The 16,408-nt window shown below is 70.7% G+C and carries 18 protein-coding genes and 2 pseudogenes; 8 read left to right on the top strand and 12 right to left on the bottom strand.

Annotated elements, in window-relative coordinates; genetic code table 11:
• Positions 1–115 precede the first annotated feature (115 nt).
• Positions 116–730: a GNAT family N-acetyltransferase gene (locus IEY95_RS30205; RefSeq protein ID WP_189189315.1), complete on the top strand. Its 615-nt coding sequence runs from the start codon at positions 116–118 to the stop codon at positions 728–730.
• Here IEY95_RS30205 and IEY95_RS30200 read toward each other — a convergent pair.
• Entirely contained in the window at positions 727–1,317 is a 591-nt protein-coding gene (locus tag IEY95_RS30200) for a TetR/AcrR family transcriptional regulator (protein WP_189189314.1), read from the bottom strand. The genes IEY95_RS30205 and IEY95_RS30200 overlap by 4 nt on opposite strands.
• 113 nt (positions 1,318–1,430) lie before the next feature.
• Between IEY95_RS30200 and IEY95_RS30195 the strand changes: the two genes are divergently transcribed.
• From IEY95_RS30195 to IEY95_RS30185, 4 genes are all read left to right on the top strand, one after another.
• The gene (locus IEY95_RS30195) at positions 1,431–2,018 is read left to right on the top strand and encodes a dihydrofolate reductase family protein (RefSeq protein ID WP_189189313.1); all 588 of its coding nucleotides are present in this window, start codon (positions 1,431–1,433) and stop codon (positions 2,016–2,018) included.
• A 26-nt stretch (positions 2,019–2,044) separates the two neighbouring features.
• On the top strand, positions 2,045–2,263 hold the full coding sequence (locus tag IEY95_RS49350) for a hypothetical protein (RefSeq protein WP_229703472.1): 219 nt from the start codon (positions 2,045–2,047) through the stop codon (positions 2,261–2,263).
• 97 nt (positions 2,264–2,360) lie between these two features.
• Complete coding sequence (locus IEY95_RS30190) at positions 2,361–2,774, top strand: YciI family protein (RefSeq protein WP_189189312.1); 414 nt, start codon at positions 2,361–2,363, stop codon at positions 2,772–2,774.
• Between the two features lie 5 nt (positions 2,775–2,779).
• Positions 2,780–4,006: an RNA polymerase sigma factor gene (locus IEY95_RS30185; RefSeq protein ID WP_189189311.1), complete on the top strand. Its 1,227-nt coding sequence runs from the start codon at positions 2,780–2,782 to the stop codon at positions 4,004–4,006.
• Positions 4,007–4,075: 69 nt separating this feature from the next.
• Here IEY95_RS30185 and IEY95_RS30180 read toward each other — a convergent pair whose 3' ends face one another.
• From IEY95_RS30180 to IEY95_RS30165, 4 genes are all read right to left on the bottom strand, one after another.
• Entirely contained in the window at positions 4,076–4,831 is a 756-nt protein-coding gene (locus IEY95_RS30180) for a VOC family protein (protein ID WP_189189310.1), read from the bottom strand.
• A complete protein-coding gene (locus tag IEY95_RS30175; protein ID WP_189189309.1) occupies positions 4,828–5,700 on the bottom strand; it encodes an ATP-grasp domain-containing protein in 873 nt (290 codons plus the stop codon). The genes IEY95_RS30180 and IEY95_RS30175 overlap by 4 nt, the downstream gene beginning before the upstream one ends.
• A gap of 122 nt (positions 5,701–5,822) precedes the next feature.
• A complete protein-coding gene (locus tag IEY95_RS30170) occupies positions 5,823–6,239 on the bottom strand; it encodes a VOC family protein (RefSeq protein ID WP_189189308.1) in 417 nt (138 codons plus the stop codon).
• A 203-nt stretch (positions 6,240–6,442) separates the two neighbouring features.
• Positions 6,443–6,868: a helix-turn-helix transcriptional regulator gene (locus IEY95_RS30165; protein WP_189189307.1), complete on the bottom strand. Its 426-nt coding sequence runs from the start codon at positions 6,866–6,868 to the stop codon at positions 6,443–6,445.
• A 104-nt stretch (positions 6,869–6,972) separates the two neighbouring features.
• On the opposite strand from IEY95_RS30165, the gene IEY95_RS30160 reads away from it, so the two are divergent.
• On the top strand, positions 6,973–10,119 hold the full coding sequence (locus IEY95_RS30160) for an ATP-binding protein (RefSeq protein ID WP_189189306.1): 3,147 nt from the start codon (positions 6,973–6,975) through the stop codon (positions 10,117–10,119).
• A 5-nt stretch (positions 10,120–10,124) separates the two neighbouring features.
• Here IEY95_RS30160 and IEY95_RS30155 read toward each other — a convergent pair whose 3' ends face one another.
• From IEY95_RS30155 to IEY95_RS30145, 3 genes are all read right to left on the bottom strand, one after another.
• Complete coding sequence (locus IEY95_RS30155) at positions 10,125–10,904, bottom strand: ABC transporter permease (RefSeq protein WP_189189305.1); 780 nt, start codon at positions 10,902–10,904, stop codon at positions 10,125–10,127.
• On the bottom strand, positions 10,901–11,902 hold the full coding sequence (locus tag IEY95_RS30150; RefSeq protein ID WP_189189304.1) for an ATP-binding cassette domain-containing protein: 1,002 nt from the start codon (positions 11,900–11,902) through the stop codon (positions 10,901–10,903). Before IEY95_RS30150 ends, IEY95_RS30155 begins: the two co-directional genes overlap by 4 nt.
• A gap of 556 nt (positions 11,903–12,458) precedes the next feature.
• Positions 12,459–13,067 (bottom strand): TetR/AcrR family transcriptional regulator, encoded by a 609-nt coding sequence (locus IEY95_RS30145; RefSeq protein ID WP_229703471.1) that lies wholly within the window; start codon positions 13,065–13,067, stop codon positions 12,459–12,461.
• 130 nt (positions 13,068–13,197) lie between these two features.
• On the opposite strand from IEY95_RS30145, the gene IEY95_RS30140 reads away from it, so the two are divergent.
• Entirely contained in the window at positions 13,198–13,959 is a 762-nt protein-coding gene (locus IEY95_RS30140; RefSeq protein ID WP_189189302.1) for an SDR family NAD(P)-dependent oxidoreductase, read from the top strand.
• A 209-nt stretch (positions 13,960–14,168) separates the two neighbouring features.
• On the opposite strand, the gene IEY95_RS30135 is transcribed toward IEY95_RS30140, so the two are convergent.
• The 3 genes and pseudogenes from IEY95_RS30135 to IEY95_RS30125 form a co-directional block, all read right to left on the bottom strand.
• On the bottom strand, positions 14,169–14,531 hold the full coding sequence (locus IEY95_RS30135; protein ID WP_189189301.1) for an ASCH domain-containing protein: 363 nt from the start codon (positions 14,529–14,531) through the stop codon (positions 14,169–14,171).
• 113 nt (positions 14,532–14,644) lie between these two features.
• A complete protein-coding gene (locus IEY95_RS30130; protein WP_189189300.1) occupies positions 14,645–15,145 on the bottom strand; it encodes an NUDIX domain-containing protein in 501 nt (166 codons plus the stop codon).
• Between the two features lie 35 nt (positions 15,146–15,180).
• A pseudogene (locus IEY95_RS30125) lies at positions 15,181–15,327 on the bottom strand (tetratricopeptide repeat protein); the annotation flags it as partial.
• Between the two features lie 3 nt (positions 15,328–15,330).
• Here IEY95_RS30125 and IEY95_RS30120 point away from each other — a divergent pair.
• Positions 15,331–15,957: pseudogene (locus tag IEY95_RS30120) on the top strand (site-specific integrase); the annotation flags it as partial.
• Positions 15,958–15,964: 7 nt separating this feature from the next.
• On the opposite strand, the gene sodN reads toward IEY95_RS30120, so the two are convergent.
• Positions 15,965–16,360 carry a superoxide dismutase, Ni gene (gene sodN / locus IEY95_RS30115; RefSeq protein WP_004983535.1) on the bottom strand — a complete coding sequence of 132 codons (396 nt, stop codon included), beginning with the start codon at positions 16,358–16,360 and terminating at the stop codon, positions 15,965–15,967.
• Positions 16,361–16,408: the final 48 nt, after the last annotated feature.

The following is a 16,408-nucleotide window of genomic DNA, read 5'->3' as shown; positions in this document are numbered from 1 at the left end:
GGACGGTGCTGGATGATGCGGGCTGGGGCTGGGGCTGGGGCTGAAGCGGCCGGCCCCACCGGTTACGCTTCAACCGCCATACGATCAACGTCAGTTGGGGCAAAGGAGCGGGCACATGGGCGTGGCGATCCGTACGGCGGGCGAGGGGGATCGGGAGCTGGTCGTCGGGCTGCTCGATGCGGCCTTTCTGGATGATCCGGTGAGCGGCTGGGTGTTTCCGGACGAGGCGTACCGGCGTGCCACGCACCACAAGCTGATGGCCGCGTTTCTCGATGTCGTGCTCGCCGAGGGGCGAGTCGATGTGGCCGAGGACGGTGCGGCGTGTGCCCTGTGGCTGCCCGTTCCCGCCGAGGAGCACGGTGACGAGGACGGTGCCGTGCAGCTGCGTGAGGCCGTCGACCCGGAGAATGAGCGCGTCGAGCTGATCGGGCGGCTGACGGCGGACGTCCACCCCGCGGGCCGCGACCACGAGTACCTGTGGATGATCGCCGTGGCGCCGGAGCGGCAGGGTGGAGGCCTTGGCACCACGCTCATCCAGTCGGTCCTCGACCGCTGCGACCGCGAGGGCGTGCCCGCGTATCTGGAGGCGAGCAACGCCCGCAGCCGGAAGTTGTACGAGCGTCTCGGGTTCGACCTTGTCGGGCGTCCCCTCGATCTGCCGGACGGCCCGCAGATGTGGCCCATGTGGCGCGAGCCGCGGCCCGGGCAGGATCCATCAGAAACCCCCTAGCTCGCCGGGACGATCGTCGTCACGATCCGTTCGAGCAGCTCGTCCGGGACGGCGACTCCCTGTAGTACGCCGTCCAGTACCCCGGGCAGGGTCAGGTGCTCCAGGAGCAGCCCGAGCACGGCGAGATAGAGCACTGTCACGGTCTCGTCGCCGCCGGGCAGCCCGGCGTCCCGGTGGAACTCCATGCCCTGCTCCAGGTCGCCGCGCACCGACCTGGTGTACGAGGCGCGCAGGGCGGGGCGGCGGGTGGCCTCCAGGCGCATCTCGAAGAGGGCGAGATAGCCCGTGCGGTCACGGGTCGCGCGGGCCAGCAGGTCGCGCATGAACTCCAGCACCAGGGAACGGTCCCTCGGCCCCTGCAGCAATACGGCGAGTACGGCCGGGTCGGGGGCGAGGCGCTGGTGGAGGTGGGCGTCGACCTGGCTCAGCAGGTCGTCGCGGTCGGTGAAGTAGTTCGACGAGGTGCCCACCGGCACGGCGGCCTCGGCGTCCACGGCGCGGAACGTCAGCCCGCGCGCTCCCTCGCGCGCCAGCACCTCCACGGCCGCGTCGACGAGAGCCGCTCTGCGCTCCGGGTTCCGTGCCATCGCGCAACCTCCAGAAGTCTCTTGAGTCTCTTGTAACCACTACAGATGAAGCACTATAACTGGAGTGGTTGCGAAACGGCCGACCGTCGGCCGACTGACGAAAAGAGACCCGTTTGCGCAAGCTCACGTACTTCATCGCCTGCTCGATCGACGGCTTCATCGGAGCGCCGGACGGCGACGCCCAGTTCTTCATGCCGTTCGTCGACGAGGAGTTCCTCGAGGACTTCCTCAAGGCGGAGTACCCGGACACGCTGTCGACCCACGGCCGCCGCCCGCTCGGTATCGACGATCTCGAGAACCGGCACTTCGACACGATCATCCAGGGCCGCGCCAGCTACGACCTGGCGCTGGAGGCCGGCGTCACCAGCCCCTACGCCCATCTGCGCGAGTACGTCGCCTCGCGCAGCCTCAAGGAGTCGCCCGACCCGCACGTGGAGATCGTCGCGGACGACGTCCTCGGCAAGGTCCGCGAACTCAAGGCGGAGGACCGCGAGTTGGGCATCTATCTGTGCGGCGGCTCGCAGCTCGCGGGCGCGCTGATCGACGAGGTGGACGAGCTCGTCATCAAGACCTACCCGGTGGTACTGGGCTCCGGCATGCCGATGTTCGGCTCCGGGTTCGACGTCGCCGAGTTCACGCTCGACGGCGTGCGGGTGTTCAAGAACGGGGTGCTCGTGCGGACGTACAGCAGGAAGCGCTGAAGGCCCCGGCGTCCTACCCTGAAGGCATGGGCACCGATGAGCGAGTATGTCCCGAATGCGGGCAGCCGGTCGCCACGGTCGTACGGCGTCACAAGACGCTGGGTGCGTGGGTCCCCCTCTGGCGGCCTGGGCCCTGCCGGAATCCGAAGTGCGCGGCGTACGTCGGTGAGTCCTCGGCGTACGTCGGCGAGTCCGCGGCGGAGCCCCCGAGCGAGCCGGACGAGCCGGTTACGGGGAAATCCTGACCGAACGAGCGAGGCCGTGTAGAGAATCGAGGGCCGGCTCCGACGTCCCCCCTGAGAGCCGCCCACCGCGGGCGGCGGGAGCCGAAGGAGCGGACTCATGAAGTACCTGGTGATGGTGCAGGGCACGCAGGCCGACTACGAGGCCATGCGCGGCAAGGCGTCCGCGCAGGCCCCGGCCTGGAGCGAGCAGGAACTGCAGGCCATGTACGCGTACATGGGCGCGATCAACAACGATCTGTCCGAGACGGGTGAGCTGATCGACGGGCAGGGGCTGGCCGAACCCGCGCAGACCCGGCTGGTCGCCCTGGGCAAGGACGGCAAGGCAGTGATCACCGATGGCCCGTACAGCGAGACCAAGGAGCTGATGGCCGGCTACTGGGTCCTGGAGTGCGCGAGCCTGGAGCGGGTCACCGAGATCGCCGAGCGCGTCACGCGGTGCCCCTGCCCGGAGGGTGCCACCGACTACCCGGTCGTCATCCGGCCCATTCTGGACGGCGCCGGGGACATCTGACCGGCATGAGCATCGAGGTCGAGGATCTGCTGCGTCGGCACGCGCCGCAGGTCCTCGGCGCGCTCGTACGCCGGTACGGACACTTCGACGCCGCCGAGGACGCCGTACAGGAGGCGTTGCTCGCGGCGGCCGGGCAGTGGGTCGACAAGGGTGTGCCCGACAATCCGCGCGGCTGGCTGATCAAGGTCGCCTCGCGGCGGCTGACCGATGCGCTGCGCAGTGAGGAGGCGCGGCGGCTGCGGGAGGAGAGGGCGGCCGCGCTGACTCCCCGGGACGCCTTCACGGCGTCGCCGCCGGGCGTGGACCGGGCGCCGAGCGAGGACGACACGCTCTCGCTCCTCTTCCTGTGCTGCCACCCCGATCTGACCCCGCCCGCGCAGATCGCGCTCACCCTGCGGGCTGTCGGCGGTCTGACCACGGCGGAGATCGCCCGGGCGTACCTCGTGCCCGAGGCGACGATGGCCCAGCGGATCAGCAGGGCCAAGCAGCGGGTGAAGGGGGTGCGATTCGGGCGCCCGGACCAGTGGGAGGAGCGACTGCCGACCGTCCTGCACACCCTGTATCTGATCTTCAACGAGGGCTATACGGCGACGTCCGGAGCGGTGCTCCGGCGGGCCGAACTCGCGGGCGAGGCCATCCGGTTGACACGTACCGTGCACCGGCTGCTGCCCGAGGACCACGAGGTGACGGGCCTGCTGGCGCTGATGCTGCTGACCGACGCCCGCCGGGCCGCCCGCACCGGCCCGCACGGCGAGCTGATGCCGCTCGACGAGCAGGACCGCGATCTGTGGGACAAGGCGGCGATCGAGGAGGGCGTGGCCCTGGTGACACGGGCGCTGTCGTCGTCGCGGGGGCGGGCAGGGCCCTATCAGCTCCGTGCCGCCATCGCCGCGGTGCACGACGAGGCGCCGTCCCCGCAGGAGACGGACTGGCGCGAGATCCTCGGCCTGTACGACGTGCTGGTGCGTCAGGTCCCGGGCCCCGTCGAGCGCCTCAACCGGGCGGTGGCGGTGGCCATGGTGCACGGGCCGCGGGCAGGTCTGGCCGAACTCGACGCGTTGGAAGAGGAGTTGGCGTCCGGTCACCGGCTGGACGCGGTCCGCGGCCACCTGCTGGAACGCGCGGGCGACACGGCGGCGGCCCGCGCCGCGTACGAGTCCGCCGCCCGCAAGACGCTCAGCCTTCCCGAACAGCGCTATCTGCACGCGCGGTCCGCACGCCTGAAGCCATAGCGTTTCCGGCTCCTTCTTGTACGGCTCCTGCGTCGGCCCCGACGAACTGGTCGGGCGCGGTGGGGCCGGTCAGCCGGGAAGGCTGCCCGTCCCGGGATCGCGGGGTGTCAGACAGTAGGTGCCGCCGACCGGGTCCCGCATCACCGCCCAGCGGGCGCCGCGGTCGACCAGGGTGGCGCCAAGATCTTCGTGCCGGGCCCGCACCGCCTCGATGTCCGAACAGGCGATGTCGAGGTGGGCGGAGGTGGGGCGGTCGCTGCCGAGGCGTTGCAGGAGGATGCGGAAGGGGAGGGCGGCGGGGGGCTTGACCAGGTGGAACTCCGGTAGCGCGCCCGGGTGGGAGTCCCAGCCGGTGAGTTCGCTCCAGAAGGCGATCTCGGTGTCGTACACGGACGGTGCCACGTCGACGCACACCTGGTCGAGCCGGCTGGTCGCGCCGCCCGGTGACTCGACCACGGGCGGCCGGGCCGACTCCCCGTGCCACGGCACCGCACAGAACAACTGCCCGCCGGGGGAACGCAGTACGGCCCACCCCTCGTGATCGGCGACGAGTACGGCGCCCAGCCGCAGCGCCGACTGCACCAGCGCCGGCACGTCCCCGACGGCGAGGTCGAGATGCGCGCCGCCCTCGCCCGACTCGACGCCCTGCGCCTTCACGCACGCATCGGCGCCCTCGTGCAGCAGGGTGACGAACTCGCCCTGGTCGCCGCGGGGCTCCGACAGCCGTGTCCCCGTGACCGCGGTCCAGAAATCGGTGGCCGGCCCGAACTCCTTCATGGGCCGGTCGACAAAGGCATAGGTCCACCGGATCGGTTGTGCGGTCATCGGGGCGCTCCCTGTCGGCCGGTCGGTACGGCTCGTACCGTCTCCCGCCCGATCAGAGCGCGCAACGAGGTTTTCACGCTCGCGACGAAGGCGTCCTGGGCCTCGGGGGCGAGGACGTCCAGGGACAGATACGGGTTGAGGTCCTCCAGCTCGACCAGGAGCAGCTCGCCGCCGGGGGCCCGGCAGGCGTCCACGCGCTGGATGCCGTACGCGATGTCGTTCCAGTCGACGAACCGCTGCGCGAACTCCAGGTCCTGCTCGGTCGGCTCGTACGGTTCCAGGGCCCAGCGGCGGTCCGGGTGGGGCGCGTACAGGGCGTACTGGAAGGCGCGGTCGACGAAGTAGAAGGACACCTCGTAGCGGAAGTCGATGCGCGGCTGGACGAGGACGTCGCCGTACGCCAGCTCGGGGAGCCGCTCGCGCGCCACGAACTCCAGCCCTATGGAGTCGGCCCCCAGCTTCGGCTTCACCACGTATGTGTCGACGTCGGGCAGCCGCCCCAGGTCTTCCGAGCGGTCGATGGTGGGGATGACCGGGTACCCGGCCGCGGTCAGCTCCAGCAGGTACCCCTTCCCCGCCATGTCCCCCTTGCCCGACAGCTCGTTGTACACGCGCACATCGTCCGCGACCGCCCGCTCCCGGAACGCGTCGTACTCCGCCTGGTAGTTCAGCACCGGCCCGCTGTTCCGCACGACCACGACATCGAAGCCGTCCATCAGCCCGGCCGCGTCCAGCGGGTGGCACACGGCGATGTCGAACTCGTCGCGCAGCCGCGAGGTGAGAAAGATGTCCTCGTCGCAGTAACGGCGCCCCTTGGCCGGATAAGCCAGGTCGCTGACATACAGGACACGGGCGCGGGCGGACGGCATGGCTGACTCCTCGGACACTGCGCGGACGTTCCGCTCCACGGGCAGACCACGCACGCGGAACACACGGACGTAGTCTGCCTCCCGCACGATCCCGACCTCACGGCACCCAACGGTGGTCCAGGTCAGGCACCGGAGCGTTCGGTGAAGCGGAGCACGTTGCCCGCCGGGTCGCGGAAGGCGCAGTCGCGGAGGCCGTAGGGCTGGTCCATGGGTTCCTGGAGGACTTCGGCGCCGGAGGCGTGGACGCGTTCGTAGAGGGCGTCGCAGTCGGCGGTGGAGAAGATGACACCGCGCAGGACGCCCTTGGCCAGCAGTTCGGCCATGGCCTGCTTGTCCGCGGGGGAGATGTCCGGGCTCGCGGCGGGGGGCTCCAGGACGATCTCCACGTCCAGCTGGAGCGGCGAGCCGACCGTGACCCAACGCATCCCCTCGAACCCGACGTCGTTGCGGACCTCCAGGCCCAGCACGTCCCGGTAGAAGGCGAGCGCCTTGTCGTGGTCGTCCACGGCGATGAAGCATTGGGAGAGTTTCAGGTCCATACGCCTCACGCTATGGCCTGCCGCCTCGATCTGCCGTCCAGCCCCTCGGGCCTGCCGGCCCGGCGGACCGCGGCGCGGACGCCAGGGCCTGTCGTCACCTTCCCGTCTGCCCCGCGACGTCTGGCATGCTCCCCCACGCCCTTAAGGCACAGTGGGGGAGCATGCCGGGCGTCGCGACGCCGCGGAGATCCATCAGAAGCCCCCTAGAGGCGCGAGCCCGGTTCCGCCTCCGGGTTCGGGTGGCGGGCCGGGCGGGTCAGCCGCCGGGTCACACAGGACGGGATGGGGGCGCCGTGGTCGTGCGGGCGGGCCCGGTACGCGCTCGGAGTCTCGCCGACCAGCTCCGTGAAGCGGGAGCTGAAGGAGCCGAGCGAGGTGCAGCCCACGGCGAAGCAGACCGCCGTGACCGTCATGTCGCCGCGGCGCAGCAGAGCCTTGGCACGCTCGATCCTGCGGGTCATGAGATAGGTGTACGGCGTCTCGCCGAAGGCCGCGCGAAAGCTCCGCTGGAAGTGGCCCGACGACATCAGCGCGGTGCGCGCGAGCGTGCCCATGTCCAGCGGCTCCGCGTACTCACGGTCCATCCGGTCGCGGGCCCGGCGCAGCCGGACCAAGTCCTCGACATTCACCACACCAGGATGGCATCCGGCGCCGACACGATGGCCCGGAGCGCTGACACCGAGGGGTCCCCTTACCCGCACGCCCCGGCACCCGCGCTCGCTAACCTACTCGAATGACCGCCGAGCTGACCTTCCTCTCGCGGGTGTCCTATCGCGACCGGGAGGTCGCCGGACCCCGGCTGCGTGGCCTGCTCGCCCTGCTCGCCGACGATCTGCGCACCGGGTGCAGCACGGCCCGGCTGGTCGACGGGCTGTGGCCCGAGGAGCAGCCGGAGAATCCGACGAAGGCGCTGCAGGTCCTCGTCTCGCGGGCCCGTTCCCAGCTCGGTGCCGAGCTGATCGCCAGCACTGCCACGGGCTACCGCCTCACGCTGGACGAGGCACAGGTGGACAGTTCCGCCGTCCTGCTCGCCGCGGCCGCGAGCTCCCGGGCGGCCCGGGACGGCGACCACACCGCCGCGCTGGCGCACGCCGAGGTGGGGCTCGCGCTGTGGGACGGCAGCGCCGACGACCTGGCGGCCGACCCCGTCTCCGCGCTGCGCGCTGCGCGCGTCCCGGCGTACACGACCCTGGTGCGCGCCCGCGCGCTCGCCCTGGCCCGGCTCGGCCGCCGTGCCGAGGCGGCCGAGGCGCTCACCGGCCTCGTACGGGAGCACCCCCGCGACGAGGAGGTGCTCGCGGAGCTGCTGCGCTGCGAAGCCGCCACGCTCGGCCCCGCCGCCGCCCTCGCCCGCTACGACACCTACCGCCGCACGCTGCGCGACGACCTCGGCACCGACCCGGGCCCCGCGCTGCGCGCCGTGCACCAGGAGCTGCTGCGCGACGAGGCCCCGGCCGTCCGCCACGGCGTCCCGCACGAGCCGAACCCGCTGCTCGGCCGTGCCGACGACATCGCGGCGGTCATGGATCTGCTGCGCGCCTCCCGGGTCACCTCGATCGTCGGCGCGGGCGGCCTCGGCAAGACCCGCATGGCGCACGTGGTGAGCCGGGCGGCCGAGCAGAAGTCCGTGCACTTCGTGCCGCTCGCCGGTGTCACCTCCGACGCCGACGTGGCCGACGAGGTCGCCTCCGCGCTCGGCGTCGCAGGAGGACCCGGCGGCCACCCGGGCGTCCCGGCCGACGTCCTCACCGGCATGGCCGGCGCCCTCGGCCCCGGCGCCCTGCTGGTCCTGGACAACTGCGAGCACGTCGTGCGCGGCGCTGCCGACCTCGTACAGGGCCTCGTGTCCACCACCCGCGACCTGCGTGTCCTCACCACCAGCCGGGCCCCGCTCGGCCTGTCCTCCGAATCGGTGTACCTGCTCCCGGAGTTGAGCCTGGCGACGACCGTCGAGCTGTTCGGGCAGCGGGCGCGGGCCGCGCGGCCGGGCGTCGACCTGCCCGCGGGCCCGGTCGAGGAACTCTGCCGCCACCTGGACGGCCTGCCGCTGGCGACGGAGCTGGCGGCGGCCCGCGTCCGTGTCATGTCGGTGCCCGAGATAGCCCGCCGCCTCGACGACCGCTTCGCCCTGCTCAAGGGCGGCGCGCGCGACGCCCCGGAGCGGCACCGCACGCTGCTCGCCGTCGTCGACTGGAGCTGGAACCTGCTCGACGCCGAGGGCCGCGCTGCGCTGCGCGCGCTGTCGGCCTTCCCGGACGGCTTCACGGCGCAGGCGGCACAGCATCTGCTGGGGGACGACGCCATGGACGTACTCGACGTCCTGGAGCATCTCGTCGACCAGTCGTTGCTCAAGGTCACGGACACCGCATCGGGCGTCCGCTTCCGCATGCTGGAGACCGTACGGGAGTTCAGCGCCGCCCGTCGGGAGACGGAGGGGGAGACGGACCGGGTGACCGGCCGACTCCTGGCGTGGGCGCGGGACTTCGGGCGGGCCCACCACGAGGCGGTCCTGGACGTCGAGTCGGTCGCCGCACTGGACCGGATCCGCGCCGAGCAGGACAACCTCGTCCACGCGCTGCGGCTCGCGCAGGCCCGCGCCGACGGGGCCACGGTGGCGGCGGTGTCCGCGGTGCTCTCCGGCATCTGGAACCTGGAGTCCAACTACACGCGCGTGGTCACGCTGATTGAGGAGAACGGCCCGCTGCTGGCACGTCTGCGGCCCGGGCCGGAGGATCTGGAGGTCACGCGGACGGCGGCCGTGCTGTTTACTGCGAACCTGTTCCTGCTGCACGGGCCGCGGACCCCCGCACTGCGCTCCCTGGCCACCCTGCGCAGACTTCCGCCGGCGCCGCCGGACACCCTCGTCCGGGCCGCGGCGACGGTGCTGGACGCCCTGCCGCGGGCGCACTCCGAGCTGCCGGCCCTGTGCGACAGCACCGAACCGCTGGTGACCGGTGTCGCGAACTCCGCCATGAGTTTCGTGGCGGAGAACGAGAACGACCCGGAGCGGGCCCTCGGGGCAGCCCGGCGCTCGCTCGCCGCGCTCGACGGGCGGGGCAGCCCATGGATGCTGGCCCAGGCCCACGCCCGGATCGGCGAACTCTGCCTCCAGCTGGAGCGGGGCGAGGAGGCCCGGCGCCACATCCTGGTGGCGCAGCGGCTCCAGGAACAGCTCCTGGGCCCCTGGTCCGACACGATGGGAGTCCGCTGGGCCCTGGTGCTGGTCCACCTCCGGCTCGGTGCCCTCGACGAGGCCGAGCACTGGCTGGAGCAGACGGCACTGAACCAGGCGGACGACCCGTTCGGCATGCTGATGTACGGCCACGGGGTGCGGGCGGAGATCCTGCTCGCGCGCGGGCGGACCGAGGAGGGTCTGCGCACCTGGCGGCGGGCCGCCGAGCCGGGTCCCGGCCCCGAAGGGCCCCTCTTCCAGGCCGATCCGTCCGGCGTGGAGGCGTGGAACCTGGAGGCGCACGCCGTCGCCGTCATCGCACACGCCCAGCACGGCCGGCTCGACCTGGTGGAGCCGCTGGTACGGGAACTGCCCGACAGGCTCAGGGTGTTGCTGACCCGTCCGACCGTCACGCAGCCCGCGTACGTCGTCGACCTGCCGGTGTGCGGCACCTACCTGCTGGCGCTCGCCATGGTCGGTCTGGAGCGGGGCGAGTGCGTCCCCGCGGCACGGCTCTTCGCCCTCGCCGAGCGCTTCCGCTGCCTGCGCGGCTTCCAGCCGACGATGTCCTCCGCCCGCCTCGGGGAGGCGGCCGGGCGCGCCGACAGGGCGGCGTACGACGACGCGGTGTCGGCGTATGCCGCCCTGGGGGGCGGGGAGTTGCGGGGTGCGGCGCTGGAACTGCTGCGGGAGCACGCCCACCAGTAGGCGGGTCAGCGGGCGCGGTCGTACGCCGACCGCGCCCAGAAGTAGCCGAGGACGGTGAGCCCGACGCACCAGGCGACCGCGAGGGCGGCGCTGTCGCCGATCTCGGTGCCCATCAGCAGCCCGCGCAGCGTCTCGATGATCGGCGTGAAGGGCTGGTACTCGGCGAACCAGCGCACGCCCGTCGGCATCGAGTCCGTCGGGACGATGGCGCTGCCGAGGAAGGGCAGGAAGGTCAGCGGAGTCGGTGCGTTGCTGGCCGACTCGACCGTCTTGGCCCGCAGTCCGAGGGCCGCCGACACCCAGGTCAGCGCCAGGACGACCAGGGCGAGCACTCCGATGGCGGCGAGCCACTCGACGGGCGTGGCGGTGGGCCGGAACCCGGTGAGCAACGCGACCCCGATGACCAGCGCGATGCAGGTCATCGTCTGGATCACGCCTCCCACGACATGCCCGTTCAGTACGGCGGCCCGGGAGATGGACATGGTGCGGAACCGGTTGACGATGCCTTCGGTCATGTCGACGCAGACGGACACCGCGACCGAGATCGCCCCGGAGGTCGCGGCCATCAGGATGATGCCGGGTGCCACGTAGTCGACGTAGTCGCCGCCGCCCGAGGGGGTGATCCCAGCGCCGAGGGCGTTGCCGAAGACGTACACGAACAGCAGCAGCATGATGATCGGGATCGCCGCTGTCGTGAGCGTCATGGACGGATAGCGCATCGCGTGCTTCAGATTGCGGCGCAGCATGGTCACCGAGTCGCTCATGGCGTACGAGTGGGTGCTCAACGGAGGCTCTCCTTGAGGGAGTTCATCGGGCCGGTGGTCGGGCTCGTCAGGGCGAAGAACACGTCGTCCAGGTCGGGCGTGTGCACGGTCAGGCTCTCGGCCTCGACCGACTCGGCTTCCAGCCAATCGAGCAGGGACCGCAGTTCACGGGAGCTGCCGTCGCTCGGCACGTTCAGGGTGAGCGCGGTGTCGTCGCGGGACGCCTCGCGCAGGGCGGCCGCTGCCCGTTCATAGCCGGCCGGGTCGGCGAACCGGAGCCGCACATGCCCGCCGGGTACGAGCCGCTTGAGCTCCTCCGGGGAGCCTTCGGCCACGATCCGGCCGCCGTTCAGGACGGCGATGCGGTCGGCCAACTGGTCGGCCTCTTCGAGGTACTGAGTCGTCAGGAAGACCGTGACGCCGCCCGCGACCAGCTCCCGCACGATCTGCCACATGGAGTGCCGGCTGCGCGGGTCGAGCCCGGTGCTCGGCTCGTCGAGGAAGAGCACACGGGGGTCGCCGACCAGCGTCATCGCGATGTCGAGCCGCCGCCGCATCCCGCCGGAGTAGGCGGCGGGCAGCTTCTTCGCCGCCCCGGTCAGTTCGAACCGCTCGAGCAGCTCGGCGGCCCGCCGCTTGCCCTCCCGCCGCCCCAGATGGTGCAGGTCGGCCATCAGCAGCAGGTTCTCCTCGCCGGTGAGCATGCCGTCCACGGCGGCGAACTGCCCCGTGACGCCGATCTGCGCCCGCACGGCGTCGGGCTCCCGGGACAGGTCGTGCCCACCGATCCGCGCCTCCCCGCCGTCCGCGTCGAGCAGCGTCGAGAGGATCTGCACGGTGGTGGTCTTGCCGGCGCCGTTCGGCCCGAGCAGCGAGTAGACGGTGCCCTCGGCGACAGCCAGATCGATCCCGTCGAGGACGACCTGCTCGCCGTACTCCTTGCGCAGTCCGGTCGCCGTGATGGCGTACGCCGGTGCGGTCCTGGCGGGGTGGTGCGCGGTCGCGGTGTTCGTTGTCATGCGAGGAGCGTGCGGGGTCGCGGATTTGCGGCGGTTTCACGGCGGTTTCACGGGGGCGAAGCAGCCCGCTGGGCGTGAAACCCACCCATGACCTGGCCGTTTGGTGATTGCTGGCGATGGGGTGCGACGGTCGCGATCGAGTGTCCTGCGGACTGTGTGCGGACTACTGGGCGTGGTACTGCACTGCTGGCTCAGGACTCCCAACGAAGTGCGGTTCGAAGGGGGCGTCAGGAGATCAGGGAGCAGGCGAGCGCGGACGTGCAAGCCGGGGAGGCCCTCTGAGTCAGTGGCGACCCGGTGAGGGATCTCATAAATGGGTTGACCGCTAGCGCGACGACGCCAGGGAGGCTATCTTCTAGGTAGAACGACCGGTCTTCCTACCTGATGGGATGCTGGCCCTCGGCCTTCCGTGCGGGACTGCCTCCAGGCACAGGAGTGCAAGTGGGTCCCCGGCGCACACCGACGAAAGATCAAAAGGTTCCATGAAAGCAATCCGTGCCCCGGCCTGGCCGGAGCCCCGCAGAGGGCCGCCGTGTCGCGGCCCCTCCCGACAGGGTCAGCTCCCCGACCGGATCAGCCGGACCGCGTCCAGCAGGGTCTTGTGCGCGGCCGACCAGTCATCCAGGTAGCCGGCGGCCATAGCGCCGTCGTACAGCATCAGCAGCGCACCGGCGGCCGACTTCGGGTCGGCGTGGCCGAGCCGGGTGAGCAGCTCCTGGAAGAGGGTGCGGATCCAGTCCCGGTGGGACGTCACCAGACCGCGGACCGGATGATCCGCATCCGGGTACTCGGCGGCCGCGTTCAGGAACGGCGATCCGCGAAATCCGCGCTCGCGGGCGTGCTCGGCGATCGCCTCGAAGATCAGGTCGATCGCCTCCGCGGGCGGGTGCCCGGCGGCCAGCGGTTCGGCCACCTGCCGGTAGTAGGCGTCCTTGGTCAGCAGATAGGCCACCACCAAGTTGTCCTTGGAGGCGAAGTGCCGGTAGAAGGTCGCCTTCGTCACGCCGGCCTCGGCGATCAGCCGTTCCACGCCGATCGCGCGGACGCCCTCGTAATAGAACAGCCGCGACGCGGCCCGGACCAAGCGTTCGCGGGGCGGTAGCTCCCCCTCGCTCTTGATCTCTCGACGTGCGGCGTTGGTGGTCTTCTGCCCAGTGCTGCTCACTTCCCCATTGTGCCCTCGGCCCGGCCCTGAGCGGCCTCCACCCTCGTACGGTCCCACCCCCATGGGGCCGTCCTCCCCCTATCCCGTGCGGCCCGCAGCAACGTGGCCGTTCATCGAAAGGCTTGTACACATGACTCGTCGTCTTGAAGGAACCGTCGCCCTGGTCACCGGGGCCTCCAGCGGTATCGGCCACGCCACCGCCCTGGAGCTGGCCCGCGAGGGCGCCTCGGTGGCCCTGGTAGGCCGACGCGAGGACCGGCTCACCGACCTCGCCGGGGAAATCTCCACCGCCGGCGGAAACGCCTTGGTCGTGCCCGCCGACATCACCGATGCCCAGGCCGCCGCGGAAGCGGTCGAGCGGACCGTGGAGGGCCTGGGCCGCCTGGACACCCTGGTCAACAACGCCGGCCTCATGCTGCTCGGCCCCGCCCCCAGCGCGGACCTGAACGACTGGCGCCGCATGATCGACATCAACCTCATGGGCCTGATGTACAGCACCCACGCGGCCATTCCCCACCTGGTCAAGGCAGCCGCCGATCAGCCGCGTCAGGTCGCCGACATCGTCAACATCGGCTCCCTCGCGGGCCGTGGCGCCTTCGCCATGTCCGCCGTGTACTGCGCCACCAAGTTCGGCGTCGGCGCCTTCAGCGAGGCCCTGCGCCAGGAACTGGCACGCCAGCACGTCCGCGTCTCCGTCGTCGAGCCCGGCAGCGTCGACACCGAGCTGCGCACTCACAACACGGCCGTCGTCCAGCAGCAACTCGCCACCGCCATCGGCGAGATCGATCGGCTGCAGAGCCAGGACATCGCCGACACCGTCGGCTACATCGTCACCCGCCCCCGGCACGTAAACGTCGCCGAACTGCTCGTACGCCCCACCGAGCAGATCTGAACACCAAGCGCGTGTTCAAGGACACCGATCCCGGGCGGGGAGGCCGGCACGTGCGGGTGACGGCCGGACGCTCCCCCCCATGACGCCCACGCCGCCGGGGCCTGCACGGTGGCGTGGGCCAGCCGCTCCGTAACCGTGGCCGTGCGTGGACCTTGCCGATGTCTGAGAGGGGTTGGTTGCAGTCTGTTTTCGCAGTCTGCCTATCACGCTCACAGGCCGAGTTGAAGCAACTCGATCTCGATGGCCAGGGCGCCGAGGCATTCCTTTTCGGGTGGGTAAATGGCGCGGATGTTGGCGAGTTGCTGTTCGCGGGTGGCGGTCGGGTTGACGTTCGCGGCGCCCTCGCCGTCGAGCAGGGCTTCGAAGTCGGAGTACTCAGTGACCCGCTTGACCTTCACGTCGCAGGTCTCGTCGGTGCCCTTGCTGCGGAAGCGGATGGTGTCGCCAGCGGCGAGGTCGGCGAGGTGCGGGTACTTGACCCGCACCTCGATGGTCTTGGTGCCCGCGGCGACGAGGTCGAAGTACTGGCGGTAGAGGTTGAGCTCGCGGACGCGGGCGGTGGCGTCGGTCATGGGGTGGGAATGCTCCTGGTGGCTGGTTCGGTCATCATGCGGCAGGTCTTGGTTGCCGAGTACGAGTGGCGAAGGGCCCGCTCTGGCAACCGGTTTGGCCGCAGGTGGCGCTTCTATTGCCAGCCGTCGAGGGAGACCTCCCGGCCTCCCACGAGGTACCGGTGGAGGGCGCTTGAGGTGGTGTCCACGAAGTCTTCCGGGATTGCATCGGCGTCGACCCACCGGACCTGGGCGTGCTTGCGCGGTTCGCGGTTTTCGGGTTCGCCGGTCCATTCGTGGGCGGCGAAGACGACGGTGAGGAAGCCGTTTGGCGCTTCGACGCCCCATGCGCCATGGATGATGTGGGCGACCTTCAGCGACTCGGGCTTCACGGTCAGGCCGGTCTCCTCGTACAGCTCGCGCACTGCGGTCTCGGTGATCGGCTCGCCGGGCTCGCTCTTGCCGACGGGCAGGTCCCACATGCCCTGGGCGAACTTGGCGTTCTGGCTGCGCTGGAGGAGGACGACGCGATTGGTGGCCTGGTCGTGGACGATGACGGCGGCGACCAGCAGTGTCATGGATTCGAGGGCGGGCGGCAGGGCTTTGGGCTGGTCGTCGGTGGTCCGCTGAGCCACGGCTTGTGTCCCTTCGTCGGCCGGATGGTGGCAGCTTAGGCCGGCGCTTCGCGTGCGCGGCGGGCGAGTTCGGCGGCTCCGGGCACTCTGCGGCGCTGGTAGATGGACAGGGTGGAGCGGAGCGAGGTAATCGCCTTGCGGGTGCGGTTGGAGGTCATGCCCTCCATCAGGGGGCCCGCGCGACGCCGTACATCCGTGCGGCGATCGTCACCCTCGCCGGATCAGGCTTGCGAATAGGCGAGTTGCTCGGCCTCAAGGTGTCGAACGTCGACTTCAAGGCCGGCACCATCCGCGTCGAGCGTCAGCGCCTCCAGTCCGGGAAGATCGGGCCGCCGAAAACCGCCAAGTCCCGGCGCACCGTCCCAGTCGGCGAAGTCGTCACCGACGCGCTGCTCACACACCTCGCCGCGCGCCCCTCCAAGGAATGGCTGTTCACGATGGAGGAGGGCGAGCCCCTCAACTGCCGCCGCTGGAAGACGGAGTGGAACTGCGTCCGCGGGACGCTCCAGGCGGCAGAGAACGAGACGGCCGAGCGTGAGGGCCGCAAGCCCGTCGAGCTGCCGCACATGGTGACCCACGACCTGCGCCACTTCTTCGCTTCCGCCTTCATCGCCGGCGGAGCGAGCGTCAAGCAGGTCCAACTCGTCCTCGGCCACGCATCCGCCGTCATCACACTGCGGATCTGCGCGCACCTGTGGCCGGGAGAAGAAGACCGCACCCGGACCGTCATGGACGCCGTTTTCGGCGGCCTGCGGACCGGGTGCGGACAGGTAGGCGATGCGACCCGCGAAACAGCAGGTCAGACGGCCTAGCCATAGATCAGGCCTTCTTGGTCTCCCAGAAGATCTTGTCGATCTGGGCGATGTAGTCCAGCGCCTTCTGGCCCGTCGCCGGGTCCGTGGACGCCTTGGCGGCCGAGAGGGCCTTCAGGGTGTCGTTGACCAGCTGGTGCAGCTCCGGGTACTTCTCGAAGTGCGGGGGCTTGAAGTAGTCGCTCCAGAGCACCGACACGTGGTGCTTGGCGAGCTCGGCGCGCTGCTCCTTGATGACGGTGGCGCGAGCCTGGAAGTGCGGGTCGTCGTTGCCGGCCATCTTTTCCTGGACGGCCTTCACCGACTCCGCCTCGATGCGGGCCTGGGCCGGGTCGTACACACCGCAGGGCAGGTCGCAGTGCGCGCTGACCTTGACCTTGGGGGCAAACAGGCGGGAGAGCATTGAGCTGTCCTTCCTCGTGATCGTCTTCTCAGGTGGGACATTACTCCG

The organism is Streptomyces albiflavescens, from assembly GCF_014645835.1.
GTDB classification, from domain to species: domain Bacteria; phylum Actinomycetota; class Actinomycetes; order Streptomycetales; family Streptomycetaceae; genus Streptomyces; species Streptomyces albiflavescens.
Note: the sequence above shows the minus strand (reverse complement) of the source record. Positions and strands in the feature narration are given on the sequence as shown.